At 55.2% G+C, this 14,036-nt stretch carries 16 protein-coding genes; 6 read left to right on the top strand and 10 right to left on the bottom strand.

All coding sequences use genetic code 11. The features are described from left to right. Positions 1–25 precede the first annotated feature (25 nt). Positions 26–1,537: a leucyl aminopeptidase gene (gene pepA, locus ACWKXT_RS20515; protein ID WP_010436084.1), complete on the bottom strand. Its 1,512-nt coding sequence runs from the start codon at positions 1,535–1,537 to the stop codon at positions 26–28. 158 nt (positions 1,538–1,695) lie between these two features. On the opposite strand from pepA, the gene ACWKXT_RS20510 reads away from it, so the two are divergent. The 6 genes from ACWKXT_RS20510 (at position 1,696) to mtgA (ending at position 8,064) form a co-directional block, all read left to right on the top strand. Next, positions 1,696–1,740 carry a hypothetical protein gene (locus ACWKXT_RS20510; protein WP_217480452.1) on the top strand — a complete coding sequence of 15 codons (45 nt, stop codon included), beginning with the start codon at positions 1,696–1,698 and terminating at the stop codon, positions 1,738–1,740. A 63-nt stretch (positions 1,741–1,803) separates the two neighbouring features. Beyond that, complete coding sequence (gene lptF / locus ACWKXT_RS20505; protein ID WP_454527672.1) at positions 1,804–2,904, top strand: LPS export ABC transporter permease LptF; 1,101 nt, start codon at positions 1,804–1,806, stop codon at positions 2,902–2,904. Further along, on the top strand, positions 2,904–3,986 hold the full coding sequence (gene lptG / locus ACWKXT_RS20500) for an LPS export ABC transporter permease LptG (RefSeq protein ID WP_248095097.1): 1,083 nt from the start codon (positions 2,904–2,906) through the stop codon (positions 3,984–3,986). Before lptF ends, lptG begins: the two co-directional genes overlap by 1 nt. Positions 3,987–4,121: 135 nt before the next feature. Beyond that, positions 4,122–6,455 (top strand): aerobic respiration two-component sensor histidine kinase ArcB, encoded by a 2,334-nt coding sequence (arcB, locus tag ACWKXT_RS20495; protein WP_454533303.1) that lies wholly within the window; start codon positions 4,122–4,124, stop codon positions 6,453–6,455. A 233-nt stretch (positions 6,456–6,688) separates the two neighbouring features. After that, entirely contained in the window at positions 6,689–7,342 is a 654-nt protein-coding gene (elbB, locus tag ACWKXT_RS20490; RefSeq protein WP_454527701.1) for an isoprenoid biosynthesis glyoxalase ElbB, read from the top strand. Beyond that, positions 7,339–8,064: a monofunctional biosynthetic peptidoglycan transglycosylase gene (gene mtgA, locus ACWKXT_RS20485; protein ID WP_454533302.1), complete on the top strand. Its 726-nt coding sequence runs from the start codon at positions 7,339–7,341 to the stop codon at positions 8,062–8,064. The genes elbB and mtgA overlap by 4 nt, the downstream gene beginning before the upstream one ends. Before the next feature lie 38 nt (positions 8,065–8,102). On the opposite strand, the gene npr is transcribed toward mtgA, so the two are convergent. From npr to kdsC, 9 genes are all read right to left on the bottom strand, one after another. Next, the gene (gene npr / locus ACWKXT_RS20480; protein ID WP_003861872.1) at positions 8,103–8,375 is read right to left on the bottom strand and encodes a PTS phosphocarrier protein NPr; all 273 of its coding nucleotides are present in this window, start codon (positions 8,373–8,375) and stop codon (positions 8,103–8,105) included. Beyond that, positions 8,372–9,226 (bottom strand): RNase adapter RapZ, encoded by an 855-nt coding sequence (gene rapZ, locus ACWKXT_RS20475; RefSeq protein WP_008501442.1) that lies wholly within the window; start codon positions 9,224–9,226, stop codon positions 8,372–8,374. The genes npr and rapZ overlap by 4 nt, the downstream gene beginning before the upstream one ends. 45 nt (positions 9,227–9,271) lie before the next feature. Then, a complete protein-coding gene (gene ptsN, locus ACWKXT_RS20470) occupies positions 9,272–9,763 on the bottom strand; it encodes a PTS IIA-like nitrogen regulatory protein PtsN (protein WP_008501443.1) in 492 nt (163 codons plus the stop codon). Between the two features lie 82 nt (positions 9,764–9,845). After that, on the bottom strand, positions 9,846–10,133 hold the full coding sequence (gene hpf, locus ACWKXT_RS20465) for a ribosome hibernation promoting factor (protein ID WP_014171818.1): 288 nt from the start codon (positions 10,131–10,133) through the stop codon (positions 9,846–9,848). 22 nt (positions 10,134–10,155) lie between these two features. Next, positions 10,156–11,589 carry an RNA polymerase factor sigma-54 gene (gene rpoN, locus ACWKXT_RS20460; RefSeq protein WP_454527669.1) on the bottom strand — a complete coding sequence of 478 codons (1,434 nt, stop codon included), beginning with the start codon at positions 11,587–11,589 and terminating at the stop codon, positions 10,156–10,158. Positions 11,590–11,636: 47 nt separating this feature from the next. Continuing rightward, positions 11,637–12,362: an LPS export ABC transporter ATP-binding protein gene (gene lptB / locus ACWKXT_RS20455; RefSeq protein WP_080328329.1), complete on the bottom strand. Its 726-nt coding sequence runs from the start codon at positions 12,360–12,362 to the stop codon at positions 11,637–11,639. Between the two features lie 6 nt (positions 12,363–12,368). Next, complete coding sequence (gene lptA, locus ACWKXT_RS20450; protein WP_119916485.1) at positions 12,369–12,923, bottom strand: lipopolysaccharide ABC transporter substrate-binding protein LptA; 555 nt, start codon at positions 12,921–12,923, stop codon at positions 12,369–12,371. Continuing rightward, positions 12,892–13,467: an LPS export ABC transporter periplasmic protein LptC gene (gene lptC / locus ACWKXT_RS20445; RefSeq protein WP_454527668.1), complete on the bottom strand. Its 576-nt coding sequence runs from the start codon at positions 13,465–13,467 to the stop codon at positions 12,892–12,894. The genes lptA and lptC overlap by 32 nt, the downstream gene beginning before the upstream one ends. Beyond that, complete coding sequence (gene kdsC, locus ACWKXT_RS20440) at positions 13,464–14,030, bottom strand: 3-deoxy-manno-octulosonate-8-phosphatase KdsC (protein WP_454527700.1); 567 nt, start codon at positions 14,028–14,030, stop codon at positions 13,464–13,466. Before kdsC ends, lptC begins: the two co-directional genes overlap by 4 nt. Positions 14,031–14,036 lie beyond the last annotated feature (6 nt).

The following is a 14,036-nucleotide window of genomic DNA, read 5'->3' as shown; positions in this document are numbered from 1 at the left end:
CGAAGCCGCCGCCCGACGTTTTTCATCACTCGTCGCCGTTAAAACCCGCACGATTGAGCAGGAACTGCGACAGCAGCGCCACTGGACGACCGGTTGCGCCTTTGGCCTTACCGGAGCGCCATGCGGTGCCGGCGATATCCAGGTGCGCCCAGTTGTACTTGCGGGTGAAACGCGCCAGGAAGCAGCCTGCGGTGATTGCTCCGCCAGGACGACCGCCGATGTTCGCCATATCCGCGAAATTGGACTCCAGCTGTTCCTGGAACTCATCGCCCAGCGGCAGGCGCCACGCGCGGTCACCGGCCTGTTCGGACGCGCCGATCAGCTCGTGCGCCAGCGGGTTGTGGTTCGACATCAGGCCGGTGATGTGATGGCCCAGCGCGATCACACACGCGCCGGTCAGCGTTGCCACGTCAATCACCGCTTCAGGCTCGAAGCGCTCAACGTAGGTCAGCACGTCGCACAGCACCAGACGGCCTTCGGCGTCGGTGTTCAGCACCTCAACGGTCTGGCCGGACATGGTGGTCAGGACGTCACCCGGACGGTAAGCGCGACCGCCAGGCATGTTTTCGCAGCCTGCCAGGACGCCGATCACGTTGATGGGCAACTGAAGCTCCGCGACCATGCGCATCACGCCGTAAACCGCCGCCGCGCCGCACATGTCGTACTTCATCTCGTCCATGCCTTCGGCAGGCTTGATGGAGATACCGCCGGAGTCGAAGGTCAGCCCTTTACCCACCAGCACGATCGGACGCGCATCTTCGGAAGGGTTGCCTTTGTACTCGATAACCGACATCAGGGATTCGTTCTGCGAGCCGTTACCCACCGCCAGATAAGAGTGCATCCCCAGCTCTTTCATCTGCTGTTCGCCTATCACGCGGGTGATGACGTTTTTGCTGTAGGAATCTGCCAACTGACGCGCCTGAGACGCCAGGTACGCGGCGTTACAGATGTTTGGCGGCATGTTGCCGAGATCTTTTGCCGCTTTAATACCGGCGGCGATCGCCAGACCATGCTGAATGGCGCGTTCGCCACTGGTCAGTTCGCGACGGGTTGGCACGTTGAAGACCATTTTACGCAGCGGACGACGCGGCTCGCTTTTGTTGGTCTTGAGCTGATCGAAGCTGTACAGGCTCTCTTTTGCCGTTTCGACGGCCTGACGCACTTTCCAGTAGGTGTTACGGCCTTTGACGTGCAGTTCCGTCAGGAAGCAGACGGCTTCCATTGACCCGGTATCATTCAGCGTATTAATGGTTTTCTGAATGACCTGCTTATACTGACGCTCATCCAGCTCGCGCTCTTTACCGCAGCCAATCAGCAGAATTCGCTCTGACAGGACGTTTGGAACATGGTGCAGTAACAGCGTCTGCCCAGGTTTGCCTTCCAGTTCGCCACGGCGCAGCAGGGCGCTGATATAGCCGTCACTGATTTTATCGAGTTGCTCGGCGATGGGGGAGAGTCGGCGCGGTTCAAAGACGCCCACAACGATGCAGGCACTCCGCTGTTTCTCCGGGCTACCGCTTTTTACACTGAACTCCATGCACTACGCTCCTGAATCTTAAAGACAACGGCGGCTGCTACAGATAGAATTGAAACCTTTCGTAACTCATGTCCGCTGTTGTGGTGACTTCGTGTTAATCTTACGTTACTACGGTTTCGACACGTCAGAAAAAGTCCTGAAGCGTGAATCCGCCGGATATTTTAATCTTAGCGATGATTTCGACGACTCAAGAGAATAAATGACGTTTAAGCCATGAAACAAGCGAAATTCCTGCAAAGAGACGGGTTTTTACGGGCGTATTTAAAGTGATAATCATAAGATATCTGGTGCGGGAGACGCTCAAAAGCCAACTGGCGATCCTCTTCATCCTGCTGCTGATTTTTTTCTGTCAGAAGCTGGTGAAGATCCTCGGTGCGGCCGTTGACGGCGAAATTCCAACGAATCTGGTGCTTTCCCTGCTTGGTTTGGGGATCCCGGAAATGGCGCAGCTCATCCTGCCGCTGAGTCTTTTCCTCGGTCTGCTCATGACGCTTGGTAAGCTGTACACCGAAAGTGAGATCACGGTGATGCACGCCTGCGGCCTGAGCAAAGCGGTTCTGGTGAAGGCGGCAATGATACTGGCTCTGTTCACGGGCATCGTTGCGGCGGTGAATGTGATGTGGGCGGGTCCGATGTCGTCTCGTCACCAGGACGAGGTGCTGGCCGAAGCGAAAGCGAACCCCGGCATGGCGGCGCTCGCGCAGGGCCAGTTCCAGCAGGCGACCGACGGGAACTCCGTGCTGTTTATTGAGAGCGTTGACGGCAGTAAATTCAACGACGTGTTCCTGGCGCAGCTGCGTCCTAAAGGTAACGCGCGTCCATCCGTGGTGGTTGCCGACTCTGGCCAGCTTTCTCAGCGCAAAGACGGGTCACAGATTGTCACGCTGAATAAAGGTACCCGCTTCGAAGGCACCGCGATGCTGCGCGATTTCCGTATTACGGATTTCCAGAACTATCAGGCCATTATTGGTCATCAGGCGGTGGCGCTCGATCCGACGGATACCGAGCAAATGGATATGCGCACGCTGTGGAACACCGATACCGACAGAGCGCGCGCTGAGTTCCACTGGCGTATTACGCTCGTATTCACCGTGTTTATGATGGCCTTGATTGTCGTGCCGCTGAGCGTGGTGAACCCGCGCCAGGGCCGCGTGCTCTCAATGTTGCCGGCGATGCTGCTGTACCTGATCTATTTCCTGCTGCAAACCTCGATTCGCTCCAACGGCGCGAAGGGTAAGCTGGATCCTATGGTCTGGACGTGGTTCGTCAACAGCCTGTACATCTTACTGGCGCTGGGATTAAACCTGTGGGATACGGTGCCTGTGCGCCGCATACGTGCCCGATTCTCGCGTAAAGGAGCCATCTAATGCAGGCGTTTGGCGTTCTTGACCGCTATATCGGTAAAACTATTTTTACCACCATCATGATGACGTTGTTCATGCTGGTGTCGCTCTCCGGCATTATCAAATTTGTCGATCAGCTGAAAAAAGCCGGGCAGGGCAGCTACGACGCGTTGGGCGCGGGAATGTATACCCTGCTCAGCGTGCCGAAAGATGTGCAGATCTTCTTCCCGATGGCGGCCCTGCTGGGCGCGCTGCTGGGGCTCGGCATGCTGGCGCAGCGCAGCGAGCTGGTGGTGATGCAGGCATCGGGCTTTACCCGTATGCAGGTTGCGCTGTCGGTAATGAAAACTGCGATCCCGCTTGTGCTGTTAACCATGGCGATTGGCGAGTGGGTGGCCCCGCAGGGCGAGCAGATGGCGCGTAACTATCGTGCTCAGGCAATGTACGGTGGTTCACTGCTCTCGACTCAGCAAGGTTTATGGGCGAAAGACGGTAAAAACTTCGTCTACATCGAACGGGTAAAGGGCAACGATGAACTGGGTGGGGTGAGCATCTACGCGTTCAACGACCAGCGCCGCCTGGAGTCTGTCCGACACGCCTCTTCAGCGAAATTTGACGCTGAACACAAACAGTGGCGTTTGTCGCAGGTTGATGAATCTGACCTGACCGATCCAAAACAGATTACCGGGTCACAGACGGTGACCGGCACCTGGAAGACCAACCTCACGCCGGATAAGCTCGGTGTTGTGGCGCTGGATCCTGACGCGCTCTCCATCAGCGGCTTGCACAACTATGTGAAGTACCTGAAGTCGAGCGGGCAGGATGCCGGGCGCTATCAGCTCAATATGTGGAGCAAAATCTTCCAGCCGATGTCCGTGGCGGTAATGATGCTGATGGCGCTGTCGTTTATCTTCGGCCCGTTGCGTAGCGTGCCGATGGGCGTGCGCGTCGTGACCGGTATCAGCTTCGGCTTTGTGTTCTATGTGCTCGACCAGATCTTCGGTCCGCTGACGCTGGTTTATGGCATTCCACCGATTATTGGTGCGCTGCTACCGAGCGCCAGCTTCTTCCTGATCAGCCTCTGGCTGCTGCTGAAACGCTCGTGATTGCCCTCTCCTCGCTTCCGGCAAGCCGGAAGCGAGGCTAATCTCCTGTTTCACCCCGCACTTTTTCTCACAACCTTCAACGTCCCGCCTCGAATTTGAGTATTATTGAGCGATAAAGTCGTGAAGGGATCCTCTATGAAGCAAATTCGAATGCTGGCCCAGTATTACGTCGACCTGATGATGAAGCTTGGGCTGGTGCGTTTCTCCATGCTGCTTGCGCTGGCGCTGGTCGTGCTGGCCATTGTCGTGCAGATGGCCGTCACTATGGTTCTGCATGGTCAGGTCGAGAGTATCGACGTTATCCGCTCCATCTTCTTTGGCCTGCTGATCACGCCGTGGGCGGTCTATTTTCTGTCGGTAGTAGTAGAACAGCTGGAAGAGTCCCGTCAGCGCTTATCAAAACTGGTCGATAAGCTGGAGGAGATGCGCGAGCGCGACCTGAAGCTCAACGTTCAGCTGAAAGACAACATTGCGCAGCTGAATCAGGAAATTTCAGACCGTGAGAAGGCGGAAGCCGAGCGTCAGGCTACGCTGGAGCAGCTGAAAATTGAAATGAAAGAGCGCGAGGTCACGCAGATCCAGCTCGAGCAGCAATCCTCCTTCCTGCGCTCGTTCCTGGATGCATCACCGGATTTGGTGTTCTACCGCAACGAAGATAAAGAGTTTTCCGGCTGTAACCGGGCGATGGAACTGCTGACCGGGAAAAGCGAGAAGCAGCTGATTCATCTGAAGCCGCAGGACGTTTACTCCGAAGAGGCGGCTGCCAAGGTTATGGAGACGGACGAAAAAGTGTTCCGCCATAACGTCTCGCTGACCTACGAACAGTGGCTGGATTACCCCGACGGGCGCAAAGCCTGCTTTGAGATCCGCAAGGTGCCCTACTATGACCGCGTCGGGAAGCGCCACGGCTTGATGGGCTTCGGCCGCGATATCACCGAGCGTAAGCGCTATCAGGATGCGCTGGAGCGCGCCAGCCGCGACAAGACCACCTTTATCTCCACCATTAGCCACGAGCTGCGTACGCCGCTCAATGGCATTGTGGGGCTGAGCCGCATTCTTCTGGATACCGAGCTGACCAGCGAGCAGGAAAAATACCTTAAAACGATCCACGTCTCGGCGGTCACGCTGGGCAATATCTTCAATGATATTATCGACATGGATAAGATGGAGCGCCGTAAAGTTCAGCTCGACAACCAGCCGGTTGATTTTACCGGCTTCCTCGCGGACCTGGAAAACCTGTCAGGTTTACAGGCTCAGCAAAAAGGGTTGAGCTTTGTGATGGAGCCAACGCTGCCGTTGCCGCATAAAGTGGTGACGGACGGCACGCGTCTGCGGCAGATCCTGTGGAACCTCATCAGCAACGCCGTGAAATTTACCCAGAAGGGGCAAGTCGCGGTGCGTATCCGTTATGACGAAGGCGATATGCTGCACTTCGAGGTGGAAGACTCCGGGATTGGTATTCCGCAGGAAGAGCAGGACAAGATCTTCGCGATGTACTACCAGGTTAAAGACAGCAATGGCGGAAAACCGGCTACCGGTACGGGCATCGGCCTGGCGGTGTCGAAACGGCTGGCGAAGAGCATGGGGGGAGATATCACCGTTGCCAGCCAGCCGGGCAAAGGATCAACCTTTACGCTGACGGTCCATGCGCCGGCGGTGGCGGAGGAGGTTGAGGATACCTTTGAAAACGACGATATGCCGCTGCCTGCACTGCACGTCCTGCTGGTGGAAGATATTGAGCTGAACGTGATTGTCGCGCGTTCGGTGCTGGAAAAACTGGGCAACAGCGTGGATGTTGCGATGACCGGCAAGGCCGCGCTCGAGATGTTTAAACCGGGCGAATATGACCTCGTTCTGCTGGATATTCAGCTACCGGATATGACCGGGCTGGATATCTCGCGTGAGCTGACGCGTCAGTACGCGGCCGACGAGCTGCCGCCGCTGGTGGCGCTGACGGCAAACGTGCTGAAAGATAAAAAAGAGTATCTCGATGCCGGTATGGACGATGTACTCAGCAAGCCGCTGGCGGTGCCTGCTCTGACCGCCATGATCAAGAAATTCTGGGATACCCAGGATGAAGAGGAGAGCACCATGACGTCTGTTGATAGCGCAAAAGCCCAAACGATACTCGACACCGCGATGCTGGAGCAGTATATCGATCTGGTCGGCCCGAAACTGATTACCGACGGTCTGGCGGTGTTCGAAAAAATGATGCCGGGCTATCTGAGCGTGCTGGAGTCAAACCTGACGGCGCGGGACCAGAAGGGCATTGTCGAAGAAGGGCATAAAATCAAAGGCGCGGCCGGCTCGGTCGGGTTACGCCACCTGCAGCAGTTGGGCCAACAAATTCAGTCGCCTGATTTACCAGCATGGGAAGATAATGTGGGTGAATGGGTTGAAGAGATGAAACAAGAATGGCAGAACGATGTTGCGGTACTGAAAGCCTGGGTGGACGCCAGAAAAAAATGACCCCGGCTTGACCGGGGTGCGCGAATACTGCGCCAACACCAGGGAAATCGTGGCTGCGCCTGTTTTTTTAAAGTAATTTTCTAATGGGCGCCGCCTGAAAAATTTAGGCCGCACGCAGATAAGATAGCAAATCTTAAATAGTTTGTTACATGAATCAGTGAAATGTGTGAAGCATAGCGTTTTAATCAAAATTATTAATGTGCTTCAGCGAGTTGCAAAGAAGGATCGTCATGATGAAAAAAGTTGGTGTCGTCCTGAGCGGATGCGGTGTTTTTGATGGTTCAGAAATACATGAAGCTGTTATTACGCTGCTGGCCCTGGCAAGGCAGGAAGTCGAGGTTATCTGTTTTGCGCCAGACAAAAATCAGGCGGATGTCATTAACCATCTCACCGGGGAGCCGATGGCAGAAACCCGTAACGTGCTGATTGAGGCTGCGCGGATAGCGCGAGGTGATATCCATCCTCTTATTCAGGCTGACGCCACAGAACTTGATGCGCTCATTGTGCCGGGTGGGTTTGGCGCGGCCAAAAATCTCAGCACCTTTGCTACGCAGGGCGCGGAGTGTCAAATCGATCCTCATCTAAAAACGCTGTCGCAGGCCATGCATGCGGCAGGAAAACCGCTGGGCTTTATCTGCATCGCGCCGGCAATGCTGCCCAGGATTTTTGATTTCCCGCTGCGCCTGACTATCGGGACCGATATTGATACCGCTGAGGTTATCGAAGATATGGGGGGCGAACACGTCCCGTGCCCGGTCGATGACATTGTGGTGGATGAAGATAACAAGATTGTCACCACGCCCGCGTATATGCTGGCGAAGAATATCGCAGAGGCTGCCGTGGGCATTGAAAAGCTGGTGGCCCGGGTGCTGGTGCTGACGGAATGAGGCGTCAGTTTTCCGCAGGCGTATGGGTGAAACGCCTTCTTTTGCGCATCGTTCTCGTCCTGGCGGCGTTCTGGGGAGGCGGGCTGGCCGTGTTCAGCATTTTGCCGGTACCGTTTTCAGCCGTTATGGTTGAGCGTCAGTTCAGCGCATGGTTCTCCGGTGATTTCGGCTATGTCGCCCATTCTGACTGGGTGAGCATGGATGAAATTTCTCCTTTTATGGGGCTGGCGGTCATCGCGGCGGAGGACCAGAAATTCCCGGAGCACTGGGGGTTTGATGTGGCCGCCATTGAAAAGGCGCTGGCCCACAACGAACGTCACGAAAACCGCGTACGCGGTGCGTCAACGCTGTCGCAACAGACGGCTAAAAACCTGTTCCTGTGGGATGGCCGAAGCTGGGTGCGAAAAGGGCTGGAAGCGGGCCTGACCCTGGGAATGGAAACGGTCTGGAGCAAAAAGCGCATTCTGACCGTTTATCTCAACGTCGCTGAGTTTGGCGACGGTGTTTTTGGCGTGGAAGCTGCCGCACAGCGTTATTTCAATAAGCCAGCCAGCCATCTGAGCATGTCAGAAGCAGCGCTATTGGCCGCTGTTTTACCGAATCCCATCCGCTTCAAAGCCAGTGCCCCATCAGGGTACGTGCGAAGCCGTCAGGCGTGGATCATGCGCCAGATGCGCCAGCTGGGTGGGGAAGGGTTTATGGAGAGAAATGCGTTAATGTAGAGCGGGTAAGCGCAGCGCCACCCGCCAGAATAGCAGGTCTAATCTTCGTCGAATCCGGCGTTAAACAGGGCAATCACCGCCGCCAGGGCTTCCTCTTCCTGAGGACCGGTGGCTTCTACCTCAATCTGGCGCCCTTTGGCGGAGTCCAGCATCAGCAGCGCAATCACGCTGTTGGCTTCCGCTTCGGTGCCTTCGTCATTACGCAGCAGCACTTCTGCATCGAAACCCTGCATCAGTTCAAACAGCTTCATCGCCGGGCGCGCATGCATGCCCAGCTTATTGGTGATCTCAACGGTTTGTTTTACGGTCATGTTTTACGTTTTTCCAGCGTGCGATGACGGGACTGAACGTTCTTCCCGCGTGAGCGGAAATAATCGGCCAGCTGTTCGGCGATGTAGACCGAACGATGTTTACCGCCGGTACAGCCAATCGCCACCGTCAGGTAGCTACGATTGTTTGTCTCCAGCATAGGTAACCATAGCTCAAGGTAGCTTCGCGTCTGGTAGATAAAATTGTGAACTTCTGTGTGCCTGTCGAGGAATGCCGCGACGGGCTTATCCAGACCGGTCATTGGGCGCAGCTTCGGATCCCAGTGCGGGTTCGGCAGGAAGCGCACGTCGAAAACATAATCCGCATCAATCGGAATACCGTGCTTAAAGCCGAAGGATTCGAACACCATCGTCAGTTCGCGCTCGCGTTTGCCCAGCAGCCGGGTTCTCAGCATTTCGGCCAGCTCGTGAACGGACATCTCAGAGGTGTCGACAATCAGGTCAGCACGAGAGCGCAGCGGCTCCAGCAGATCGCTCTCTTCATCGATGGCGCTCTCCAGAGAGAGATTCTTGCTGGAAAGCGGGTGCAAACGGCGGGTGTCGCTGTAGCGGCGGATCAGCGTATTGCGATCGGCATCGAGGAACAGCAGCTGAGGCGAGAACGTGTCAGGCAGGTTGCTCATGGCCTGTTCGAAAATTTCTGGCGATTCCGGCATGTTACGGACGTCGATACTGACGGCGGCAGAGGTTTGTCTCTCTGCCAGCGTGCGGGCCAGATCGGGCAATAACACCACCGGCAGGTTATCGACGCAGTAAAAACCCATGTCTTCCAGCGCGCGCAGGGCAACGGATTTCCCCGACCCTGAACGTCCGCTGACAATCATCAGCACCATGTTCCGTTTCTCCTCAGGACAACAGATGTGAAGGCCATCTCCTGGTTATGCGTCATCCTGATTGCCTTCTGCTTCAGTGATAATCTGATAAAGCTCTTCATCACTTTGGGCTGAGCGTAGTCGACGGCAGATGGTTTTATCGGCCAGACGCTTAGCGACCAGTGAAAGCGTATGCAGATGGGTCTTGGTCTGATCGGCTGGCACCAGCAGCGCGAAGAGGAGATCGACGGGCTGGTTATCAATGGCATCAAAGGCAATTGGCGTTTCCAGCTGCACAAACACACCGACGGCACGCAGGGTGTCCTCTTCCAGCTTGCCGTGCGGGATCGCGATGCCGTTGCCGATACCGGTACTGCCCATTTTTTCGCGGGTCAGGATCGCTTCGAACACCACCTGCGGCGGCAGGCCCAGCTGTTTTGCGGCCAGTTCACTAATGATCTCCAGCGCACGTTTTTTGCTCTGGCAGTGAACGGCACTGCGGGTACATTCCTGGTTAAGGACATTGCTCAGTTGAAGAGCGGAATCGTTGTTCATCATAATTTCACCTAAGCGCTAACTGTACAAATGGCCTGTTGTGTTTCACAACAGGCCGTCCTGCACCCGTTAACTGCCCGGACAATTAGTGTTGTTTCAGTTTATCTTTATGTTTATTGAGCTGTCGCGCAAGCTTATCAATCAAGCCGTCGATAGCCGCGTACATGTCTTGCCCTTCCGCACTGGCATGGAGTTCACCCCCGTTTACATGCAGGGTTGCGTCCGAGATATGAGTCACTTTCTCCACTTTCAACACAACGTAGACCTGGTTGATCCTTTCGAAATACTGCTCGAGTTTCGCGAACTTAGCGTTCACGAAGTCACGTAAGGCCTCAGTAATCTCGACGTTGTGTCCTGTGATATTGAGCTGCATAGTGTCTTCCTTATCGGTTGTGTCAGACCAGTTGTTTACGCTGGTTAGACGGCGGAATGGATAAAGACTCTCGATACTTCGCAACAGTACGACGTGCCACCATAATACCCTGATCGGACAGCATGGTGGTTAACTTACTGTCACTTAGTGGCTTCGCGGGGTTCTCCGCGGCGATTAACTTCTTCACCAGGGCACGAATCGCCGTTGAGGAGGCTTCGCCGCCGCCCTCGGTATTCACGTGGCTGGAGAAGAAATACTTAAGCTCAAAAATACCGCGCGGACTGTGCAGATACTTCTGCGTCGTGACGCGGGAAATCGTGGATTCATGCATCTCGACGGCCTGGGCGATATCCGCCAGCACCATCGGTTTCATATACTCTTCACCCTGCTCAAAGAACGCCTGCTGCTGTTCGACGATGCAGCGGCTCACGCGGAGCAGGGTATCATTTCGGCTTTCCAGACTCTTGATCAACCATCGCGCTTCCTGAAGATTGCTACGAATATATTGATTGTCGGAGTCGTTGCGCACGCTGGTGCACATGGAAGCATACTGCTGGTTGATTTGCAGGCGAGGGATGCTGTCAGAGTTCAGTTCAACGACCCAGCGGTCATTGTGTTTTCTGACCAGCACGTCCGGGATGACGTACTCGGGTTCACTGGTCTGGATCGACTGGCCGGGGCGCGGATCGAGTGACTGGATCAGATTCACCGCCTCTTTCAGCACCTCTTCTTTCAGGCGCGTAACGCGCATCAGAGAGCGGAAATCGTGGTTGGCGAGAAGATCCAGATGATCGCTGATGATTAAGCGCGCCTCGTCGAGCCATGGCGTCTCTTTGCTGAACTGAGAAAGCTGGATCAGCAGGCAGTCGCGCAGATCTTTCGCGGCCACGCCGACAGGATCGAAACGCTGAATGCGCTTCAGAACGGCTTCAATCTCTTCAAGTTCAATCTCTTCGTCGCCCATGCTTTCCAGAATGTCGTCCAGCGTGACGGTCAAATAGCCGGTGTCGTCAACGGCGTCGACAATCGACGTGGCGATCGCGCGGTCGGTATCAGAGAAGGGGGTAAGTTCCACCTGCCACATCAGGTAATCCTGCAGCGACTGGGTGGTTTCGCCCTGATAGACCGGTAGCTCATCGTCCTGGTAGTCTGCACGCGTACCAGAAGGGGTACCAGCGGTATAGATTTCATCCCAGCTGGCATCCAGCGGTAGCTCGTCCGGCATCTCTTTTTGTTCGAGAGCATCCGCGGTGTCGAGCGCTTCTGTGTCCTGTGACTGCTGAGTATCTACCTCATCATGAAGATCGGCTTGCTCCAGCAGGGGATTGCTGTCCAGCGCCTGCTGGAGCTCCTGCTGGAGTTCTAAGGTGGACAGTTGCAGCAGACGAATGGCCTGCTGTAGCTGCGGCGTCATTGCCAGTTGTTGGCTGAGCCTTAATTGCAAACCTTGCTTCATGTTCAGAGCATTTTTCTCCGGTTCGGCGTTATGTTACCTCTACCCTATCAGAGTCTGAAGTCTTCCCCAAGATAGACGCGCTTAACATGATCGTCTTCGAGGATCTGCTGCGGCGTACCGTGGGCGATCAGATTGCCCTGGCTCACAATATACGCGCGTTCACATACGGCCAGCGTTTCACGCACGTTGTGGTCGGTGATCAGCACGCCAAGCCCGCTGTCACGCAGATGCTCAATAATACGTTTAATATCGATAACGGAGATCGGGTCGACGCCCGCAAACGGTTCATCCAGAAGGATAAATTTCGGGTTTGCGGCCAGCGCGCGCGCAATCTCAACACGACGGCGTTCCCCCCCGGACAATGCCTGACCGAGGCTGTCGCGCAGGTGCTCAATGTGGAACTCTTCCAGCAGCTCGTTGGCGCGATCCTGACGCTGTTCGCTGGTCAGGTCGTCGCGAATTTGCAGGACCGCCATCAGGTTATCAAAGACGCTCAGACGACGGAAAATAGAGGCTTCCTGCGGCAGATAGCCGATGCCACGACGCGCACGCGCGTGCAGCGGCAGCAGGCTGATGTCTTCATCGTCGATGACGATGTTGCCGGCATCGCGCGGCACAATGCCTACGACCATGTAGAAGGTGGTGGTTTTACCCGCACCGTTCGGGCCAAGCAGGCCAACAATTTCGCCGGAGTTGACGGTCAGACTGACATCTTCTACGACACGGCGGCCCTTATAGGCCTTCGCGAGATTTTTTGCAGTTAATGTTGCCATAACGAATTAGTTACTCTTCTTCTGTGCCGGGGCCTGGCCCTTGCCTTTGTCCTGCAGCTGCGACGGAACCAGCACGGTGGTTACGCGTTTGCCTTTCTCGCTGGAGGCCTGCATTTTCTGCTCTTTCACCAGATAGGTAATCTGGTCACCGGTGATATTGCTGTCCAGCTGTTCCAGATACGCTTTCCCGGTCAGGATGACCAGATCCTTCGCCAGCTCATAGTGCATATGCGAGGCGCGGCCTTTCACTGGTTTGCCGTTGTCCTGCATCTGGTAGAAGGTTGCCGGGTTGCCGTAACCATCAATGATCTCTTTGCCCTGCTCGCCGCCCGGACGGGTCACGACCACTTTATCGGCGTTGATTTTGATGGTGCCCTGCGTCACGACAACGTTACCCGTGAAGGTGACGACGTTACCCTGCATATCGAGAGACTGGGTGTCGGACTCGATATGGATCGGCTGGTCGGTATCGCCCGTTACAGCAAGCGCGGGGAGACTCGCCGCCAGCATCGCGCTGGCGATAATTACTTTAAGGCTGAGTTTGTTTGTTTTGAATTTCATAGGAGGTTCTAACCTTTTCAATCAGCTCGGCGTTCTTGCTGCGTAAGTTCCCGCGCATTCTTAAACCGCTGGAATTAAATGTTGTGCCATACAGTGTGACCAGATCCTGCGAGGTCACGTCCTGGGTTACCAGGTTAATCTGGGCATTATCCGTCGTAATTTTCCGCAGTTGCGAGTCAGCGGTCAGGGCGTTGACTTCAACGTGGCCATACAGATAAAGCATACGGTCATTTGTGAGTTTTGCCCGATCTGACTTAATCGACCACGTCGGGACTTTGTCTTTATCAAACGTGGTCATAACAGGTTGGGTAAACCACGACACGCCTTCATCTGAAAAATATTCCACGTGCTGGGCGATCAGGCGATAGTTCAGCGCACCTTCCGGGCTATAGACCACGGTGTCGCTGTGATCGCTTTTATAGGTTGGATCGTTATTATTGACCACTTCCGTTTGCGTATCGTCGCGATCGGCAAGGTTCACGCCAATCAATACCAGTGCGGCAAGCGAAAGCAGAATGATAACCCAACGTCTGGTTTTACTCATATTGATTGCCCTTTGGCCTCATCAAGCTTGCCCTGCGCCAGCAGAAGCAGATCGCAGACTTCACGTACAGCACCCCGGCCACCGTTAATGCGGGTAACGTAGTCTGCGCGTGGGATCAGCAGCGGGTGCGCATCGGCAACCGCGATGCTGAGACCGACTTCTGCCATCACCGGCCAGTCAATCAGATCGTCCCCAACGTAGGCCACGTTTTCCGGGGCGATGGCCAGTTTACCCAGTAAATCGTTGAACGCCGCCATCTTATCGGATTGACCCTGATACAGGTGGGTAATGCCTAAGGTTTCACAGCGGTCTTCTACCAGTTTAGCTTTTCGCCCGGTGATGATAGCAACCTCGATACCCGAGGTGAGCGCACAGCGGATACCGTAGCCGTCGCGAACGTTAAACGCTTTCAGCTCTTCGCCATTATTGCCCATGTAAATCAGGCCATCGGAAAGTACGCCATCCACATCCAGAATCAGCAGACGAATAGTTTCCGCCTTAGCCATCATCTGGGTACTGACCGGACCATAACAGGTTGCAAGGGATGCACCCGCATTACTCATTGTCTT

The sequence above is a fragment of the Enterobacter sp. UPMP701 genome (genome assembly GCF_053709515.1).
This window is presented reverse-complemented; position numbering and strand designations above follow the sequence as displayed.

Bases quoted from the DNA above. Each gene is read 5' to 3' on its own strand.
- pepA (WP_010436084.1), bottom strand. From the start codon at position 1,537: ATGGAGTTCAGTGTAAAAAGCGGTAGCCCGGAGAAACAGCGGAGTGCC.
- lptG (WP_248095097.1), top strand. From the start codon at position 2,904: ATGCAGGCGTTTGGCGTTCTTGACCGCTATATCGGTAAAACTATTTTT.
- arcB (WP_454533303.1), top strand. From the start codon at position 4,122: ATGAAGCAAATTCGAATGCTGGCCCAGTATTACGTCGACCTGATGATG.
- elbB (WP_454527701.1), top strand. From the start codon at position 6,689: ATGAAAAAAGTTGGTGTCGTCCTGAGCGGATGCGGTGTTTTTGATGGT.
- mtgA (WP_454533302.1), top strand. From the start codon at position 7,339: ATGAGGCGTCAGTTTTCCGCAGGCGTATGGGTGAAACGCCTTCTTTTG.
- npr (WP_003861872.1), bottom strand. From the start codon at position 8,375: ATGACCGTAAAACAAACCGTTGAGATCACCAATAAGCTGGGCATGCAT.
- rapZ (WP_008501442.1), bottom strand. From the start codon at position 9,226: ATGGTGCTGATGATTGTCAGCGGACGTTCAGGGTCGGGGAAATCCGTT.
- ptsN (WP_008501443.1), bottom strand. From the start codon at position 9,763: ATGATGAACAACGATTCCGCTCTTCAACTGAGCAATGTCCTTAACCAG.
- hpf (WP_014171818.1), bottom strand. From the start codon at position 10,133: ATGCAGCTCAATATCACAGGACACAACGTCGAGATTACTGAGGCCTTA.
- rpoN (WP_454527669.1), bottom strand. From the start codon at position 11,589: ATGAAGCAAGGTTTGCAATTAAGGCTCAGCCAACAACTGGCAATGACG.
- lptB (WP_080328329.1), bottom strand. From the start codon at position 12,362: ATGGCAACATTAACTGCAAAAAATCTCGCGAAGGCCTATAAGGGCCGC.
- lptA (WP_119916485.1), bottom strand. From the start codon at position 12,923: ATGAAATTCAAAACAAACAAACTCAGCCTTAAAGTAATTATCGCCAGC.
- lptC (WP_454527668.1), bottom strand. From the start codon at position 13,467: ATGAGTAAAACCAGACGTTGGGTTATCATTCTGCTTTCGCTTGCCGCA.
- kdsC (WP_454527700.1), bottom strand. From the start codon at position 14,030: ATGAGTAATGCGGGTGCATCCCTTGCAACCTGTTATGGTCCGGTCAGT.